The sequence below is a fragment of the Enterococcus sp. AZ040 genome (genome assembly GCF_050499185.1).
Lineage (GTDB): Bacteria > Bacillota > Bacilli > Lactobacillales > Enterococcaceae > Enterococcus_D > Enterococcus_D entomosocium.
The window spans coordinates 1039581-1057500 of record NZ_JBMHEW010000001.1 but is presented as its reverse complement, the minus strand read 5'-3'; the positions used below and the strand labels follow the sequence as shown (position 1 = coordinate 1057500).

The window sequence follows — 17920 nt, the reverse complement described above, 5'->3', positions numbered from 1 at the left end:
AACTTATTAAAAAACTCTTTTAACATTTCAACTCGGTGTGTGTTACTTGTTTTGATTTTTTCTTCGATATCCAGTTTTCAATGAACAAAGCATAACGACCATTGTCGTTAATGGAGCCTAGCGGGATCGAACCGCTGACCTCCTGCGTGCAAAGCAGGCGCTCTCCCAGCTGAGCTAAGGCCCCGGGTATTTACTTGAGAGTAGACCTCTCAAAACTGAACAAAGGCAAACGATGTGTAGTCTTCCGAAATATTCCTTAGAAAGGAGGTGATCCAGCCGCACCTTCCGATACGGCTACCTTGTTACGACTTCACCCCAATCATCTATCCCACCTTAGGCGGCTGGCTCCAAAAAGGTTACCTCACCGACTTCGGGTGTTACAAACTCTCGTGGTGTGACGGGCGGTGTGTACAAGGCCCGGGAACGTATTCACCGCGGCGTGCTGATCCGCGATTACTAGCGATTCCGGCTTCATGTAGGCGAGTTGCAGCCTACAATCCGAACTGAGAGAAGCTTTAAGAGATTAGCTTAGCCTCGCGACTTCGCAACTCGTTGTACTTCCCATTGTAGCACGTGTGTAGCCCAGGTCATAAGGGGCATGATGATTTGACGTCATCCCCACCTTCCTCCGGTTTGTCACCGGCAGTCTCGCTAGAGTGCCCAACTAAATGATGGCAACTAACAATAAGGGTTGCGCTCGTTGCGGGACTTAACCCAACATCTCACGACACGAGCTGACGACAACCATGCACCACCTGTCACTTTGCCCCCGAAGGGGAAGCTCTATCTCTAGAGTGGTCAAAGGATGTCAAGACCTGGTAAGGTTCTTCGCGTTGCTTCGAATTAAACCACATGCTCCACCGCTTGTGCGGGCCCCCGTCAATTCCTTTGAGTTTCAACCTTGCGGTCGTACTCCCCAGGCGGAGTGCTTAATGCGTTTGCTGCAGCACTGAAGGGCGGAAACCCTCCAACACTTAGCACTCATCGTTTACGGCGTGGACTACCAGGGTATCTAATCCTGTTCGCTCCCCACGCTTTCGAGCCTCAGCGTCAGTTACAGACCAGAGAGCCGCCTTCGCCACTGGTGTTCCTCCATATATCTACGCATTTCACCGCTACACATGGAATTCCACTCTCCTCTTCTGCACTCAAGTCTCCCAGTTTCCAATGACCCTCCCCGGTTGAGCCGGGGGCTTTCACATCAGACTTAAGAAACCGCCTGCGCTCGCTTTACGCCCAATAAATCCGGACAACGCTTGCCACCTACGTATTACCGCGGCTGCTGGCACGTAGTTAGCCGTGGCTTTCTGGTTAGATACCGTCAAGGGATGAACGTTCTACTCTCATCCTTGTTCTTCTCTAACAACAGAGTTTTACGATCCGAAAACCTTCTTCACTCACGCGGCGTTGCTCGGTCAGACTTTCGTCCATTGCCGAAGATTCCCTACTGCTGCCTCCCGTAGGAGTCTGGGCCGTGTCTCAGTCCCAGTGTGGCCGATCACCCTCTCAGGTCGGCTATGCATCGTTGCCTTGGTGAGCCGTTACCTCACCAACTAGCTAATGCACCGCGGGTCCATCCATCAGTGACGCAAAAGCGCCTTTCAACTTTCTTCCATGCGGAAAATAGTGTTATACGGTATTAGCACCTGTTTCCAAGTGTTATCCCCTTCTGATGGGCAGGTTACCCACGTGTTACTCACCCGTTCGCCACTCTTTTTCTTTCGGTGGAGCAAGCTCCGGTGAAAGAAAAAGCGTTCGACTTGCATGTATTAGGCACGCCGCCAGCGTTCGTCCTGAGCCAGGATCAAACTCTCATAATGATTTGTTTGAATGACCATACGGTCATTAAGCTCATAAAAATTAACTTTGCTAGCTATTGCTTGCATGTATTTGTTTCAATAAATTGAAACGTCCTACACATTGGTTCGTTTGCTTGCTTTGTTCAGTTTTCAAAGGTCTACCGTGCTGTGTTAGCAACTTTTAAATCATATCAGAGCGACAATTGATTGTCAACTCTTTTTTAAAAGTTTTTTTCAAGAAGTTGTTATTTAACTTCTCTCTTAACCTCAGCGACTTTTTTATCTTACCATCTCAACCGTTATATGTCAAACACTTTTTTGAAAAGTTTTTTTGATTTATCAGGTTTTTTCAGAGACGATATTTTTTCGACTTTGTTATAATAACACTTGTAAAATGTTTCGTCAACAACTAATTTCAAAAAAGATCAATCAGTGTTTGTTACAAATATCTTAACAAGGACAAGTAATAATATAGCAATTCTTAAAGGAAAAATCAACTAAAAAAATAGGCTTTTTGGCAACTATTTTTATAAGCGAATTATTCATTGTCAAACGATTCGAACGTTCGCTTATAAGAAGTATTTCACGGCTAAATCTATCAATAATGGATAAAAAAAGAGAACTTAAGCTTTTCGCCTAACGTTCTCTTTTCGTCCGATCTTCCGTTTGAAGAATCGGTATATAAATTCGAAAGATTGTTCCTTGGCCAATGACACTCTCCGCCGTGATTTTTCCTTTATAGCTTTCCAATAGTTGTTTTGCTATAGATAACCCCAAACCATTGCCACCTTTGGTTCTAGCACGAGCTTTATCTACCCGATAGAAACGATTGAAGATCTTATCGAGGTCTTCTTTGGAGATGCCTTCCCCGAAATCTTGGATGGCAATTTCAAAAGATTGACGATCCAATGAAATGGATAGATGAACTTCTTTTCGATCAGTGGAATACTTTACTGCGTTATCCAAGACAATAATAATGATCTGTTCAAAATGATTGCGATAGATTTTCAGCTTCAACTCATGATACAAATCATCATCCAATGTAAAGACAAAATCCGGATACAGTATTTTAAAGTTATTGAACACTTGATAGACAACTTCTTTTGCATTAGTTGTTTCATTTGCATAATGAACATCCACTTGTTCCGCTCTTGAGAGATCCAACATTTCCTGTACGAGCGTCTTCATTCGACTGATCTCTTGCATACTGGCTGCGAGGGACTCATCCAAGATCTCTGGATCATCTTTTCCCCAACGCTGCAACAAATTCATATGTCCTTCAATGATTGCTACAGGTGTTCGCAATTCATGAGAAACATCTTCAACAAATCGCTCTTGCTGCTCAATGTACAGGCGCATGCGATCTAACATTTCATTGAATATATCTGCTAAATCAGATAACTCATCGTTGGTATTCAATTCTGGCATATGCACGGTTGACTGCGGGTTTTTCCGGACGGTTTCCATCGTATCCCGTAGTACCTTTAACGGCTGAAGGAAATACGCTGATAAAAAGAACCCAAGCACACTGCTGAGAATCAGAGAGACAACTTCTAAGATAATCAAAGTCAGCAGCAGTTTGCTACGTATTTCATAAAAAGAAGTCAATTCATAAAACGTTTGAGCATAGCCAATCCGCTCTCTGGTGCCTTTTGAATAAATAGGTTGGATCGAAAGAAAGCCGGTGATGCCATCTAGTGTTACGATGGTTGGCGCTTTACGTTGTGTGTCGATCAAGGCTAAATCATTTTCATGGGTCTTAAACACAAGGTCCTCATTCAAATTATAAACAAACAGGCTCAATGGTGCTTGGCCTAATTCCGAAATAAAGGAGTCGATTTTCATTAAGTTGCCATCGATCGTTGAGGTTCGATCATAGATGCTCGTCGTCCCCGCATCATTTTTGGTTAAATTACGATACGTTCGAACGAGCGTTAATTCTTGGTCCGAATTGGCTAGACGGGAAGCAACTTCTGACATTGTCCGCTCAACATTGTTTTCTTCTTTAGCGACAATCAAATTTACGGAGGTCTTATAGGTGATCACCGCAAAGATCGTAAATACGACAAATATAAAGAAAGAACTTGCGAAGGCCCACTTTACAGTTAAAGAAGGCCCCTTCAGTTCTTTTAATTTTTTCATTCTTTTTTTAAGGTTCACGACCGCATCACATAGCCTGTACCACGAACGGTTTGGATGTAGCTTTCCTCCCCTGGTACATCAATTTTATTACGTAAATAGCGGATGTAAACATCGACAACGTTGGTTTCCACTTCTGTCTCATAGCCCCAGACTTTGTTTAATAAAACATCTCTGGCTAAAACGACATTGACGTTTTCCATTAAAGTCAACAACAGCTCGTATTCGCGTTTCGTTAGTTCAATGACATCTGTTCCACGACGAACGACACGGTTTTCTTTTTCAATCGTTAGATCGCGGTAAGTGATCGTAGTTTGTTTTGCGACGTTTTTGTCCCCTTCGATATCGATACGGCGAAGCAACGCACGTAAGCGTGCCAGCAATTCTTCAATTGCAAAAGGCTTCACAATATAATCATCAGCACCATGATCCAAACCTGATACTCGATCAATCACGGAATCTCTTGCGGTCATCATGATGATCGGGGTGTTTTTCGATTGACGCACGCGGCGGCAAACTTCTAACCCATTTAACTCAGGAAGCATTAGATCCAATAAGATCGCATCCCATTCATTATTCAGTGCCGCATCCAGTCCCGTCCGTCCGTTGTAATGAACTTCGGTATTGTACCCTTCATGCTTCAATTCTAATTCCACAAATCGAGCTAAGTTCTTTTCATCTTCAATGATTAGAATATTACTCATTATTGATAGCCCCTTTATTGATTATTCTGCCTTTAAATTAGACATTATCTGTCTTATTTTATCATGTATCTAAAAAATAAAAAAGAGATTGACCGAAAGTTCTCACTTTCGGCCTTTCTCTTTTGGATTCTCTTAAAGCTTACGCTTCGTCATACCATGAATAATGGAAAATTCCCTCTTTATCTGTCCGTTCATACGTATGCGCACCAAAGTAATCCCGTTGCGCTTGGATCAAGTTCGCTGGCAATCGATCAGAACGATAAGAATCGAAGTACGCGATCGCCGATGAGAACGTCGGCACAGGTACACCTGCTTGGACAGCTAGTGCAACTACTTCACGTACAGAAGATTGATAACGTTTCGTAATATCTTTGAAGTAGTCATCTAATAGTAAGTTTTCAATGTCGGCATTCTTGTCATAAGCATCCGTGATTTTTTGTAAAAATTGCGCACGGATGATACAGCCTGCACGCCAAATTTTGGCAATTTCACCAAAAGGAAGATCCCAATCATACTCTTTTGATGCAGTACGTAATTGCGCGAATCCTTGTGCATAGCTCATGATCTTACTGAAGTATAAGGCTTCGCGGATCTTATTGATAAACTCTTCTTTGTTTCCTTCAAAAGCAACTGCTTCTGGTTTTGGTAAGACTTTGCTGGCATTGACCCGTTCTTCTTTGTAAGCCGAAATATAACGGGCAAAAACAGATTCAGTGATCAATGGTAGTGGTACACCTAGGTCTAAGGCACTTTGGCTTGTCCATTTCCCAGTTCCTTTATTACCAGCAGCATCTAAAATCACATCAACGATTGGTTTGCCTGTTCCTTGATCGTCTTTACGGGTCAAAATATCCGCTGTGATCTCAATTAGATAGCTGTCTAATTCACCTTTGTTCCATTCAGCAAAAATATCAGCCATTTCATCAACAGATAGACCTAAAATGTTTTGCATTAAGTCATAAGACTCAGCAATCAGCTGCATGTCCCCATATTCGATCCCGTTGTGAACCATTTTTACGTAATGGCCTGCACCGTTTGGTCCAATATAAGTCACACAAGGTGTTCCATCTTCAGCTTTTGCAGAAATTTGCTCCAAGATTGGTGCAACCAATTCATACGCTTCTTTTTGTCCTCCTGGCATGATTGAAGGACCTTTCAAGGCGCCTTCTTCCCCACCAGATACACCTGTACCGATAAAGTTGATTCCTGAGTTTGCCAACTCTTCGTTACGACGAACCGTATCTTTAAAGAAGGTATTTCCGCCATCGATCAAAATATCGCCTTTGTCTAGATGAGGCAATAATTCTTGGATCGTTGCATCTGTCGCAAATCCTGCTTTTACCATTAATAAAATACGACGTGGTTTTTCAATAGATTGAACAAATTCTTCTATCGTATAGGTTGCTTTAAAATTTTTATCTGGATGTTCTTTTACTACTTCTTCTGTCTTTGAACCAGTACGGTTAAATAAGGCAACTGAATAACCGCGGCTTTCGATGTTCAACGCTAAGTTTTTGCCCATAACAGCCATACCGACAACGCCGATTTGTTGTTTTGTCATCTTTCATCCTCCTAAGATTCAATTATCTTTTTCATTATAGCGCAAATGTACCTGCTTTTGAACTATTCTCTTTCGCTGGACAAAAATATTTCTGAAAAGTTCCATATTCGTCAAAAAAACAAAAAAACCTCAGGCTCCATGGTTAGCCTAAGGTTTTAGAATCCTCTTTCTGAAAAAAAGGAATTATGCTTCTTTTGTTGCTACGTCTTTGCCATCGTAATGACCACAGTTTGAGCAGACATGGTGGCTTTTTTTCATTTCACCACAGTTTGCACATTCGTTCAAACCGTTGATTGTCAATTTGTAATGTGTACGACGTTTTGCTTTCTTCGCTTTCGAAGTTTTTCTAGCTGGTACTGCCATTTTGCTACACCTCCTTGTTAATGAACGCAACCTTGAGGCTGCAATTTATTCCAATCCTACGCGTTATCGTCATCTGATTCATTGAATAATTCGGATAATTTTGCAAGACGAGGATCAACTTGTTGAGCTTGCGCTTCTTTTTGATTTGCAAAGTCTTCTTCTGACAAAACAGCCCAATCGTTGCCAGATGGCATTGCTGAACCTTGCTTTTCTTCTTCTGTCAGGACTTGCAATGGAATCGCAAGTAATAGGTTATCAGCGACTGATTCATCTAAGCTGATGGTTTGACCTTCAATGATCAAAACTTCTTCTTCGACGATCATTTCATCGCGACGCTGAAATTGCTCTGGTGTCATGAAGTGTTCATCCACTGAAAAATCAAAAGGAATCGCTACAGGTGTCAAAGAACGAGTAGATGGCAATGTCATCGTCGTTTCTACTTGATAGTGCAGCAAGTATCCTTGCTTATCAACACTCATCAGCCCTTTTACTTTTACAGGAGACAAATCAATGATCTGTCCATCGCGTTTTATCAGTTGACTCTTTAAGTCAAGTGTTTCTTCAAACATCAGCGGTGTCTCTTGGTATTTTTTTAATTCCAATAAAGACCATTTCATTTTTATCACCCCTAAGCAACAAAAGCAATTATACAGGGCTTCTGAGGCTTTGTCAATGAAATTTTCTTGACACCTTTTTCATTTTTGATCGTGTCATTTTAATGCCCTTTCTCAAGGGATTTCGACCCTCTCAAAAAAACAACAGGAAGCGCACAACGTGCACTTGCCTGTTGCTTGATCAATCGTTAAAAATCATTAGATCGCTGTTGTTTCTCCACGATAAACGATACCGCGACGAGAATCAAGAGTAACCAATTCGCCATCTTTGATGGTTGTTGTTGCGTCTTTGGCACCAACGATGACTGGTAGATCTTTCGCGATTCCGACAACTGCTGCATGAGAAGTCAAGCCGCCATCTTCAACAACTAAAGCTGCTGCTTTTTCGATTGCTGGCATATATTCTTTATCTGTTGTTGGTACAACTAAAATCATGCCATCTTTTGCTTTCGCAATTGCTTCTTCGGCACTGTGAGCGATCACGGCATTGGCAACAACTGATTTTTCACCAATCCCTTGCGCTTCAAGCAATTTTGAACCGATCAATTGGATCTTCATGACGTTGGTTGTTCCGCGTTCACCAACAGGAACACCGGCTGTGATCAAGATTAGATCGCCTTCTTTAGCAAAACCTAAATCAACTGCTTGTTTTGCTGCTAATTCAAACATTTCATCAGTTGTTGATGGTTTTTCAGCAACGGTTGGGTAGACACCCCAGTTAAGCATCAAGCCACGTTTTGTACGTTCGTCAAATGTAACAGCTAAAATGTCAGCATCTGGACGATATTTAGAGATCATTTTCGCAGTGTAGCCAGATTCAGTCGCTGCAACGATTGTTTTAACCCCTAGGTTTTTCGCCGCACGAGCAACAGATAAACCGATTGTTTCTGTTACATCTGTTTTATCGAATTGGTTGATTTGGAATGTGCTGTTTTCTGATAAAGCTTTTTCAGCTTCAATGTCGATCCGTGCCATTGTTGCTACTGCCTCAACAGGGTAGTCACCGTTTGCTGATTCACCAGAAAGCATTGTTGCATCGGTACCATCAAAGACAGCATTGGCAACGTCAGAAGCTTCTGCACGGGTTGGACGTGGGTTTTGTTGCATTGACTCTAACATTTGTGTTGCTGTGATAACTGATTTACCAGCAGCGTTACATTTTTTAATGATGCTCTTTTGAACCATTGGTACTTCTTCAGCAGGGATCTCAACACCCATGTCCCCACGGGCAACCATGATACCATCAGAAACTTTGATGATTTCATCGATATTATCGATACCCTCTTGTGATTCGATTTTAGAGAAAATTTGCACATGAGTCATGTCTTTTTCTTCTAAAATTTCACGAATCTCTAAAACGTCTTGCGCTTTACGTACAAATGAAGCGGCAATGAAGTCGATATCGTTATCAAGACCAAAACGGATATCTTCTGCATCTTTTTCAGTAATACCAGGTAAGCTGATTGATACACCAGGAGCGTTGACCCCTTTACGTGATCCTAACATTCCAGCATTTTTAACAACAACCACTAATTCGCGGGTTGCTTCGTCTTTTTCTTTGATTTCCATGTCGATCAAACCATCATCAAACAAGATGTGTCCGCCCACATGAACATCTTCAAATAAACCAGGATAAGTTACAGCAATTTTTTCTTTTGTTCCTTTGTGTTCTGGATCCATTGAAATGCGTGTTTCATCGCCAACGTTAAATTGGATGTATCCAGCACGACCAAAGTCAGCTTCTGTCGTATTTTGTACAGTTGTACGGATTTCAGCACCTTTTGTATCTAAAAGGATACCGACATCTTTACCAGTTTTCTTCACGGCTTCACGAACCATTGTCATACGCGCTAATTGTTCTTCATGATCTCCATGAGAGAAGTTAAAGCGGAAGACATTCGCACCGGCTTCAATCAGTTGAGAAATAATTTCCACACTGTTACTTGCTGGTCCTAATGTACTTACGATCTTTGTTTTTTTCATTACTAAACGCTCCTATTCATTTATTTAAAATAGCTAATAAGCTTTTTTTACAAAATTACTGTTGCGTTGCTCTAAAAAATCTCTTTAGAATGAGATTTCTTTGTTCAAGTTATACAAGCTAAGATCTGGTTTGTGACGATTGTTTTCAAGGGTTTCGATAATATCAGAAGCAATCATTTCATTGTTTTCGATACCGATACATAGACCGCCTTTGCCTTGTTGCAATAATTCAACGGCATATGAACCAAATTTACTTGCTAACACACGGTCACGAGCGCTTGGTGAACCACCACGGACAACGTGTCCTAGAATTGATACACGGGTATGGAAATCGCCGTATTCAGAAAGTTTGTCAGCAAAATCATTTCCGCCCATCACGCCTTCGGCTAAAACGATCAAGCAATGTTTTTTCCCGCGGTCGCGTCCTTCACGGATACGATCAGCAACAACTTGCATGTCAAAATCATGTTCTGGGATGATGATTTCATCCGCACCACCGGCCACACCTGACCATAAAGCGATATCGCCAGCACCACGTCCCATTACTTCGATCACAAATGTGCGGACATGTGATGTCGCTGTATCACGGATACGGTCAATCGATTCTAAGACAGTATTGATCGCTGTATCAAAACCAATCGTGAAATCTGTTCCTGGAATGTCGTTATCGATCGTTCCTGGAATCCCGATTGCTGGGAAACCGTGGCGAGTAAGTGCCATCGCACCATGGTAAGATCCATCTCCACCAATCACGACTAGCCCTTCGATGCCAAATTTCTTTAATTGCTCGATTCCTTTTAATTGCCCTTCTTGTGTCGCAAATTCTGGATAACGTGCTGAATATAAGAATGTTCCACCACGTTGAATTTTGTCACCAACATCAGCAACATCTAAGCGACGAATGTCGCCTGCGACTAGTCCGGCATAGCCATAGTTGATTCCGTATACTTCAAGTCCGTCAAAAATACCCTTTCTGACAACTGCGCGAATCGCTGCGTTCATTCCTGGTGCATCGCCGCCACTGGTTAGAATTCCAATGCGTTTCATTATTCTTTCACCTCATCAAAAGATTTTGTTTAGGGAAGCCCCTGTTTGCTAGTTTTCAAGTAATAACCACGAGACATATTCTACCATTATTCCATGAAAATGTCTTGAAATAGTGGGAAAAAGTTGAAAAAAGTGTAAGTTGAATTATCGTTTTCGGAAAATTACTTGAAAATTACATTTCCATTTCCTAATAATGCCTTCAGTTGTGTGACAAAGTTCGGCTCATCCGTTACCCAGTTTTCTTCTGCTAATAACACTTTTTTGCCACTACTTTCATAAAACATCACCACTGGAATATTTCCGTGATGCTGCTTCATTTCCTTCGACAATGCTTGCAGGTGCGACGTTTCGGCTTCAGCAGAAATCTTTAAGTAACAAGTTTGTGGCGCAATTTTATTTTGAACGTTTTCTGCTAAGTCTATTTTATCAGCAATGAGTTGGATTTCACCATTGTAACGACTTACCTCGACCTTTCCTTCAATATAGAGAACAGCATTTTCTTCGATCAAGGAACGCACTTGTCGATAAACGATGGGAAAAATCGTTACTGAAACTTCTTTGCTAGCATCCGTTCCCTCAACAAATGCCATCTGTTCGCCTTTTTTTGTACGTATCTCCCGAATCTTGCGGACATACAAAAGGATGCGGACCCGTTCATTGGGAACCAGATCGGCAATAGCGGTGATTTGTTTTAATTGATGCAATTTTTGAAACTGTTCTACGGGATGGCCAGACAAATAAACACCTAAGTATTCTTCTTCCAAAGCCAGTTTCTCTTCCAGTTTGTAATCGGCAACGGCTTCTTCTTTTAAAGCCATGGTTTCTAAGAGATCCAAACTGCCGCCACTATAAGTAATATTTTGGATTTTCCCTTCTAGTTGGATCAATGCTTGTTTTCGATTAGGCGCAATCACATCGAATACACCGATGCTCAAAAGCGGCAATAAATAGTCCAACTTTAACCACTTGCTGTTCCGCTGATTCAAGCGAAGTAAAAATTGATCCATGGACGTGAAATTGCCATGCTCTTTTCGTTCTGTCAAAATGTCTTGGATCATGTCGCGCCGAATCCCTTTGATACTGCTGAATCCAAAGCGGATTTGTTTCTCATTTTGCAGTTGAAAACTAAACCCACTGGTATTGATCGATGGTGGCAATACTTCTACGCCATAACGTGCGGCTTCATTTAAGTATTCTTTCATTTTGCTTGCAGTATTGCGTACCGAGTGCAAGATCGAAGCAAAAAAAGGTGCCGGATAGTGCACTTTCAGGTACGCCATTTGAAAGCCGATAAAGGAATAGGCAAACGCATGGGAACGGTTAAACCCATAGTTGGCGAAGCGCTCAATATAGTCATAGACCAAATTGGCGGTCTTCTCGTCATAATGATTGGCCAACGCACCTTGCACAAAATGGCGACGTTCTTCATCCAACACGTCTTTTTTCTTTTTACTGATTGCTCGCCGCAAAATATCTGCCTGTCCTAGGCTAAAACCAGCCATTTTGGAAGCTACTTGCATGATCTGTTCTTGATAAACAATGATTCCGTAAGTGTTTTGCAAGATTGGAATCAAGCTGTCATCCGGATAAGAGACCCGCTCTTGTCCTTTTTTCCGCTTGATAAAAGTATCAATATTTTGCATCGGTCCCGGGCGATACAAGGCATTGACTGCAGCAATGTCTTCGATACTTTCTGGCCCTAGCTTGCGCAAGACATTGCGTATTCCCGCTGATTCAAATTGGAAGATCCCTGCCGTCTCCCCTTTTTGAAACAAACGCAATGTTGCTGGATCATCAAGAGGAATCTCTTTTTGGGTTACGATTTGTTGGCTGATTCGTTTGATACCTTTCAAGGTATTATCAATGATCGACAAGTTTCTCAAACCTAAAAAATCCATCTTCAATAGGCCAATGGCTTCCACGTCATTCATGGTAAACTGGGTCAGCCAAATCCCATCGCTGCCTTCTTGCAAAGGCACCAAATCAAGCAGATTCTTGTCACTGATCACCACACCGGCGGCATGGGTCGATACGTGACGGGGCAGTCCTTCTAAGATTTTGGCGACTTGAAACATTACTTGATTCCGCTCATTGAACGAAACCAGCTCTCGCAGCTGATTGGATTGTTCATAAGCAAGATCTAAGGTCATTTTCAAGGCATTGGGGATGGCTTTTGACCAGCGATTGGCTTCACTTTGCGAGAGACCAAAGACCCGAGAAACATCTCGCAAAACCATTTTGGCTGCCATGGTACCAAACGTGGCAATCTGTGCCATATATTCTTGCCCATATTTTTGGCGCACATACTGTAAAATCTCGTCTCTGCGATTGTCAGGAATATCTAAATCAATATCAGGCATCGTGTAACGTTCTGGATTCAAGAATCGTTCAAACAAAAGATCGTATTTGATTGGATCCACGTCGGTGATAGATAAAACATACGCCACCAGTGCTCCGGCAGCGGATCCCCGTCCAGCTCCGGTAACGATTTCTTGTTGGTGGGCAAAGTCCATGACGTCCCAAATAATCAAGAAGTAATCATCAAAGCCCATCTTATGGATGACAGACAACTCATAATCCAAACGCTGTTCGTACGCCGATGTAACGTGAGCAACACGCTGAGGCAGACGTTCAAAACAAATTTTGCGCAAATAGTCCGCGGCGCTTTCTTCTTGTGCTAATGGGTAATGAGGCAATAGCCGCTGATGCAGTGGCAGCTCGACGGCGCATTCAGCTGCAATCCGCTGATTATTCATCAATGCCTGCGACGCTTCGCCAAATGACGCAGTCAATTGGTCTGCCGGTTGTAAAAAAAGCTGCGTAGTCGCTTGCTCTTTTGCCTGACGAAAGTCTTCAATTTGCGAACCATCTTTGATATGGGTCATCACTTTGACTGCAAAGGCTTCTTCTTGTGCTAAAGCCGCGATGGGTTGATACGCACATGGTGCAATGTTTTGCTCGTTAAACCAAGCGATCGTTTCTGGATCTAGCCCTTTGCTAGTAATCCCTAAAAACAAGCTCTCAGAATCAAATTTATGGCTGATTGCTCGCAGTGCTTCTTGATTGGCTTCTAGATCATCGTGCTGAGAAGGCAGAAACCCCTCGCCTTCAGGCAGCAAACCAAAGAGATCCTGCAAAGAATCACAAGCAGCTAAATTCAACTGCTCGGTGATCATTTTTTCACTTGATAAACGCATCAAGGTTTGATAGCCCTTGAGGTTTTTGGCAAATACGTACAATGGAAAGGACATTGATCCCTCCCCGAAGGTACAGTCGAACAAAGCACCAAAAATCGGCTTGATGCCCTGCGCTAGGCATTCCTGATAAAATTCGACTGCGCCATAGAGAACATTATGATCGGTTAGGCCTAGGGTCTGATAGCCCATCTTTTTGGCTTGCTCTATATAGTGAGGAATTTTGATCGTACTTTGCAGCAACGAATAGGCGCTTAAGGTGGTGAGCTGTGAATACATTGAAATCCCTCCAAAAATGAAAATTCTCTTTCTTTCTGCTATTAAATAGATTTGAAAAACAAAATGAAAAAGTGAAAATCTTTACAATAAATATTTTTGTGATAAACTAAAGTCGAAATGGAAGATACGCAGAAAAGAGGTGTCGTCATGCGTTACCTAGTCACTTTATTTTGGACTTTTGTATTAGGTCAAGTCGTTGGCTATCTAGGCAGCTCACTTGCTGGAGCAACTTATGATTTTCAATTAACTTCAATCATCTCTTTGGTCACAGGTGTGGTGATCATTCTTGTTGGTATTATCGCACCAGCGCCTGAAAAGACAAGCCATTAAAAAAAAACCAGTTACCTTTATTGTAACTGGTTTTTTTTTCTTTTCAACTATTCACTGATGTCCGTTTTACGTAAGCTTTTACGGAAATTAAATCCTGAGATAAAAATATTGATCAGTACAAACCCGCTCGTCACCCAAAAGACGGCTGGATAACCAAAACCGGCTGCCACCGTTGAGCCCACCATCGGACCTAACACTTGCCCAAAGTTGGAGAACATTTGGTTGTAGCTATAGATACGGCTGACCCCTTCCATTGGAGTGATCTTGCTGATCAGTGTATTGATGGACGGCATCAAGGCACCGGTAGAAAAACCAAGCAAGAAGCGCAACACGCCTAGTTGAAACGGAGTAGAGACAAAGCCCATCGGAATAAAACAGAAAAATGACAGTACTAAGCCCCCCAACAGCACTTTGTGATTGCCATAACGATCACCGATTTTGCCTAAAAACGGCGAGGAGAGAATCGCTGAAACACCGGCAACAGAGACGATCAATCCGCTGACGAACAAAATATTGCCCGTATCCCCGCTTAAATCACGAATATACAATGTGAGGATCGGACTGATGCTCGTTACACCTAGCTGTAAAATCAGGGAAGTAATAAACAAGCCAACAAGCAACTGCATATTTTTGATTTGACCAAAAATTTCTTTAATGGAAAGCAGATCGCCCTTTTCAACTGGCTCAAAATCTTCTTGAACGAGAAAAATCGTAAGCAACAGCGTGATTAGTAGAACAACGCCTGTGATAATAAAGACATTTTTCATGCCAAACCATTGCGCTAACGCCCCACCCATCGAAGGACCAATCAAATTCCCTGCGATGGCTCCTGTAGCCAATGTCCCAAGCGCCCAACCGCTTTTTTCTCGAGGCGCCTGCGAAGCGATCAACGCAGTCGCATTTGGAATATACCCCGATAAAATTCCGGTAAAGAAACGCATGATCAATAACCAATAGACATTCGGTACAAAAGCCAAAGAACCCATCGTCACTGTCATCCCCGCAGCCGCGCGAATCATCATTAAACGACGACCTTTTTGGTCTGCTAGATTTCCCCAAACTGGAGCAATGATAGCCGCCGCAAACGCCGTTACTGAGATTGCTAATCCAGAAAACAACTCAATTTGACTCTCTGGAGCGCCTAACTCTTCTATATATAAGGGAATGAATGGCATGACAAGACTAAAACTGGCACCCGTAAAAAAACAACCTACCCATGAAATCAGTAGATTTCGTTTCCAATCAATCTTCATTTACAAACCTTCTTTCACAAATACTATACCGTATCGTGAGTAATAATCAAATAAAAAATCTTTCTGCATTTAAAATACAGAAAGATTTTCATCATTAAACTTAACTGATCAAAGCCAAAATGACAAAGTTCAGGATAAACAACGCATTGACGACCCAGATGATCGGAGACACTTCGTTGGCTTTTCCTTTCACTACTTTCACTAATGCATAGAAAATGAAACCAACAGCGATCCCATTTGAAATACTGTAAGACAAGCCCATAAAAATGGACGCGAAGAAGGCTGGAACTGCTTCTTCTAGATCAGTCCACTTGATGTCCGCAAAAGAAGCCATCATCATTACCCCAACCAAGATCAACGCCGGTGCTGTCGCTTGTGCGGGAACGATTGAGATCAGTGGAGAAAAGATACTGCTGATCGCAAAGAGTGCTGCCACCACAACGGAAGTCAAGCCCGTGCGTCCACCAGCACCGATGCCAGCTGCTGATTCCACATAAGTCGTTGTATTTGAGGTCCCTACGATGGCCCCTACAGAAGTGGCTACGGCATCTGCAAAAAGAGCCTTATCCATCTTTGTATTCAACCCATTACTGTTTTCAACCGCTTCTTCATCTTTTTTCGAAAAGATCCCAGTACGACGTCCGGTCCCAATAAAGGTACCGATCGTATCGAAGACATCTGATAAACTAAACGCTAAAATCGTCATGATTACTTGAGGGATTTTGGCAGAATCACTGAATAGTGAGCCCATTCCTTCAGAGCCAAACGCAGCGCCAAATGTGATTCCTAGTTCGCTGATGGAACTTCCTAATGAATTCCCGTGCCAATCAATGGCACTTAAATCCACCACACCCATCAAAATACCAATGATCGTCGTTCCTAAAATACCAAAAATAATTGCCCCACGAACATTTTTCACCACTAATAAAGTAGTCACTACTAAACCAATCACTGCTAACAAAACAGGTGCATTATTGAAATTCGCCAAAGCTGGGACGATCCCCCCATTAAAATTGGCACTCACAATCGTCTCACCGTCGACAACTGAACCCGTCACTGCGGCAGTGTCTGCACTGAAGTTTAGCAAGTTGGCATTTTTGATCCCTACATAAGCCACAAAGATCCCGATCCCGCCGCCGATTGCATGCTGCATGCTTTCTGGAATCGCATGAATGATCATTTTTCTGATTCGAGTCACCGTGATAAAAATGTTGATCAGGCCGCAGATGAAAACCATCGCTAATGCTTGCTGCCACGTATACCCCAAACCAAAAACAACGGTAAAGGTGAAGAATGCATTAAGTCCCATTCCAGGCGCTTGCGCGTAAGGCACATTTGCAAATAAGCCCATGATCAGGGTACCAATCACTGAAGCGATGATTGTTGCTAAGAAAACAGCTTGAAACGGCATGCCTGCAGCAGATAAAATCGTCGGATTCACAAACAAAATATAACTCATCGCGAAGAAGGTGGTGACCCCAGCCATCACTTCTGTGGAAACCGTCGTTTTATTCTCCTTTAATTTGAAAAACTTTTCCATGTTATGTTTCACTCCTGAACGTTAATCGTTTCTATGAAAAGAAAAAATGAATAATTGCGCTTTTCATCGAACAATTACAAATTATAAGGGAATAATTTTCGCTTTTCAAACCTTTTTCCGAATAAAACGAACCAAAAACGTTTAATGTTCGTGTTTTGCTTTGTAACTATTATGAAAACTTATCGAAAACTTACTTGTATTGTGAAATGACAGAAATATGTTACACTTAAGCCACTACCATAAGAGAATGGAGCGAGTCTTTTGAAACCAAAAATCATCGCCATTGATTTAGATGGCACAACCTTAAATACTGAATCCCAACTTTCCCCTCGCACACGTGAGGTACTGGTTCGCGCCACCAAAGCGGGACACTTTGTTACCATCGCTACAGGAAGACCTTTTCGTATGAGCGATCAATTCTATAAAGAATTGGCGCTCACAACACCAATGGTCAATTTTAACGGTGGGTTGGTCCATAAACCTCGACAAGTCTGGGCAAATGAAATGGAGCACTCGATCTCTCGAGAAATTGCGTTTGAGCTCATGGCACAAAAAGAGCAATTGGGGCTGACATTTGTCGCAGCAGAAAATCGCGAAACCTTTTTCATTGATGATTTAAGCGGATTTGATCAACACTTTTTCTTTTCGGGTAATGCTTCCGAAAAAAATCTATTAGCAAATTTAAAAACGGATCCCACTTCATTACTGGTGAAAACCGAAAATGAATTAGCAGAATCTGTTTCTTTACGTATCAAGGATCAATTTGACGATGCAGTCGATGTTCGCACGTGGGGCGGGCCTCAAGCCATCTTAGAGATCGTACCAAAAGGGGTCCATAAAGCACTTGGTCTTTCGGTGATCGCGGATTCTTTGTCTTTGGATCGGCAAGATATCATCGCTTTTGGTGATGAACACAATGATTTGGAGATGCTGGATTATGCGGGTTGGGGCGTTGCTATGGCAAATGGCACGCAACAATTAAAATCAATCGCCAATGATGTTACTGACAAAACCAATGCGGAAGATGGCATGGTCGATTACTTGGAAAAATATTTAGGTCTATAAAAAAAGCCGATGCGGGATTGTCCGCATCAGCTTTTTTTTGCTTCCATAT

The 17920-nt window shown here is 42.3% G+C and carries 12 protein-coding genes, 1 tRNA gene and 1 rRNA gene; 2 read left to right on the top strand and 12 right to left on the bottom strand.

The window, feature by feature from the left end; genetic code table 11:
- Window positions 1–111: 111 nt before the first annotated feature.
- The 10 genes from IGK63_RS04815 to dnaE all read right to left on the bottom strand — a co-directional run bounded on the left by IGK63_RS04815 (window position 112) and on the right by dnaE (window position 13683).
- Window positions 112–184, bottom strand: a tRNA-Ala gene (locus IGK63_RS04815).
- 76 nt (window positions 185–260) lie between these two features.
- Window positions 261–1820, bottom strand: a 16S ribosomal RNA gene (locus IGK63_RS04810).
- Between the two features lie 615 nt (window positions 1821–2435).
- Window positions 2436–3941: a HAMP domain-containing sensor histidine kinase gene (locus tag IGK63_RS04805; RefSeq protein WP_034872519.1), complete on the bottom strand. Its 1506-nt coding sequence runs from the start codon at window positions 3939–3941 to the stop codon at window positions 2436–2438.
- A 14-nt stretch (window positions 3942–3955) separates the two neighbouring features.
- Window positions 3956–4642, bottom strand: coding sequence for a response regulator transcription factor (locus IGK63_RS04800; RefSeq protein WP_005229193.1), 687 nt, complete (start codon window positions 4640–4642; stop codon window positions 3956–3958).
- A 139-nt stretch (window positions 4643–4781) separates the two neighbouring features.
- Window positions 4782–6203, bottom strand: coding sequence for an NADP-dependent phosphogluconate dehydrogenase (gndA, locus tag IGK63_RS04795; protein WP_005229192.1), 1422 nt, complete (start codon window positions 6201–6203; stop codon window positions 4782–4784).
- Window positions 6204–6386: 183 nt separating this feature from the next.
- Entirely contained in the window at window positions 6387–6566 is a 180-nt protein-coding gene (gene rpmF, locus IGK63_RS04790; protein WP_005229191.1) for a 50S ribosomal protein L32, read from the bottom strand.
- A gap of 56 nt (window positions 6567–6622) precedes the next feature.
- The gene (locus IGK63_RS04785; RefSeq protein WP_016613928.1) at window positions 6623–7183 is read right to left on the bottom strand and encodes a YceD family protein; all 561 of its coding nucleotides are present in this window, start codon (window positions 7181–7183) and stop codon (window positions 6623–6625) included.
- Between the two features lie 195 nt (window positions 7184–7378).
- A complete protein-coding gene (pyk, locus tag IGK63_RS04780) occupies window positions 7379–9163 on the bottom strand; it encodes a pyruvate kinase (RefSeq protein ID WP_008377816.1) in 1785 nt (594 codons plus the stop codon).
- 84 nt (window positions 9164–9247) lie between these two features.
- Window positions 9248–10210: a 6-phosphofructokinase gene (pfkA, locus tag IGK63_RS04775; RefSeq protein WP_005237177.1), complete on the bottom strand. Its 963-nt coding sequence runs from the start codon at window positions 10208–10210 to the stop codon at window positions 9248–9250.
- Window positions 10211–10371: 161 nt separating this feature from the next.
- Window positions 10372–13683, bottom strand: coding sequence for a DNA polymerase III subunit alpha (dnaE, locus tag IGK63_RS04770; RefSeq protein WP_016613927.1), 3312 nt, complete (start codon window positions 13681–13683; stop codon window positions 10372–10374).
- A gap of 147 nt (window positions 13684–13830) precedes the next feature.
- Between dnaE and IGK63_RS04765 the strand changes: the two genes are divergently transcribed.
- Window positions 13831–14013, top strand: coding sequence for a YjzD family protein (locus IGK63_RS04765; protein ID WP_008377814.1), 183 nt, complete (start codon window positions 13831–13833; stop codon window positions 14011–14013).
- Window positions 14014–14060: 47 nt separating this feature from the next.
- Here IGK63_RS04765 and IGK63_RS04760 read toward each other — a convergent pair whose 3' ends face one another.
- On the bottom strand, window positions 14061–15266 hold the full coding sequence (locus IGK63_RS04760; protein ID WP_016613926.1) for a multidrug efflux MFS transporter: 1206 nt from the start codon (window positions 15264–15266) through the stop codon (window positions 14061–14063).
- Window positions 15267–15366: 100 nt separating this feature from the next.
- Window positions 15367–16806, bottom strand: coding sequence for an NCS2 family permease (locus IGK63_RS04755; RefSeq protein ID WP_005237180.1), 1440 nt, complete (start codon window positions 16804–16806; stop codon window positions 15367–15369).
- Window positions 16807–17067: 261 nt separating this feature from the next.
- Between IGK63_RS04755 and IGK63_RS04750 the strand changes: the two genes are divergently transcribed.
- Window positions 17068–17871, top strand: coding sequence for a Cof-type HAD-IIB family hydrolase (locus IGK63_RS04750; protein ID WP_005229159.1), 804 nt, complete (start codon window positions 17068–17070; stop codon window positions 17869–17871).
- Window positions 17872–17920: the final 49 nt, after the last annotated feature.

Coding starts and splice junctions, on each gene's coding strand:
- IGK63_RS04805 (WP_034872519.1), bottom strand. CDS start 3,941: ATGAAAAAATTAAAAGAACTGAAGGGGCCTTCTTTAACTGTAAAGTGG.
- IGK63_RS04800 (WP_005229193.1), bottom strand. CDS start 4,642: ATGAGTAATATTCTAATCATTGAAGATGAAAAGAACTTAGCTCGATTT.
- gndA (WP_005229192.1), bottom strand. CDS start 6,203: ATGACAAAACAACAAATCGGCGTTGTCGGTATGGCTGTTATGGGCAAA.
- rpmF (WP_005229191.1), bottom strand. CDS start 6,566: ATGGCAGTACCAGCTAGAAAAACTTCGAAAGCGAAGAAAGCAAAACGT.
- IGK63_RS04785 (WP_016613928.1), bottom strand. CDS start 7,183: ATGAAATGGTCTTTATTGGAATTAAAAAAATACCAAGAGACACCGCTG.
- pyk (WP_008377816.1), bottom strand. CDS start 9,163: ATGAAAAAAACAAAGATCGTAAGTACATTAGGACCAGCAAGTAACAGT.
- pfkA (WP_005237177.1), bottom strand. CDS start 10,210: ATGAAACGCATTGGAATTCTAACCAGTGGCGGCGATGCACCAGGAATG.
- dnaE (WP_016613927.1), bottom strand. CDS start 13,683: ATGTATTCACAGCTCACCACCTTAAGCGCCTATTCGTTGCTGCAAAGT.
- IGK63_RS04765 (WP_008377814.1), top strand. CDS start 13,831: ATGCGTTACCTAGTCACTTTATTTTGGACTTTTGTATTAGGTCAAGTC.
- IGK63_RS04760 (WP_016613926.1), bottom strand. CDS start 15,266: ATGAAGATTGATTGGAAACGAAATCTACTGATTTCATGGGTAGGTTGT.
- IGK63_RS04755 (WP_005237180.1), bottom strand. CDS start 16,806: ATGGAAAAGTTTTTCAAATTAAAGGAGAATAAAACGACGGTTTCCACA.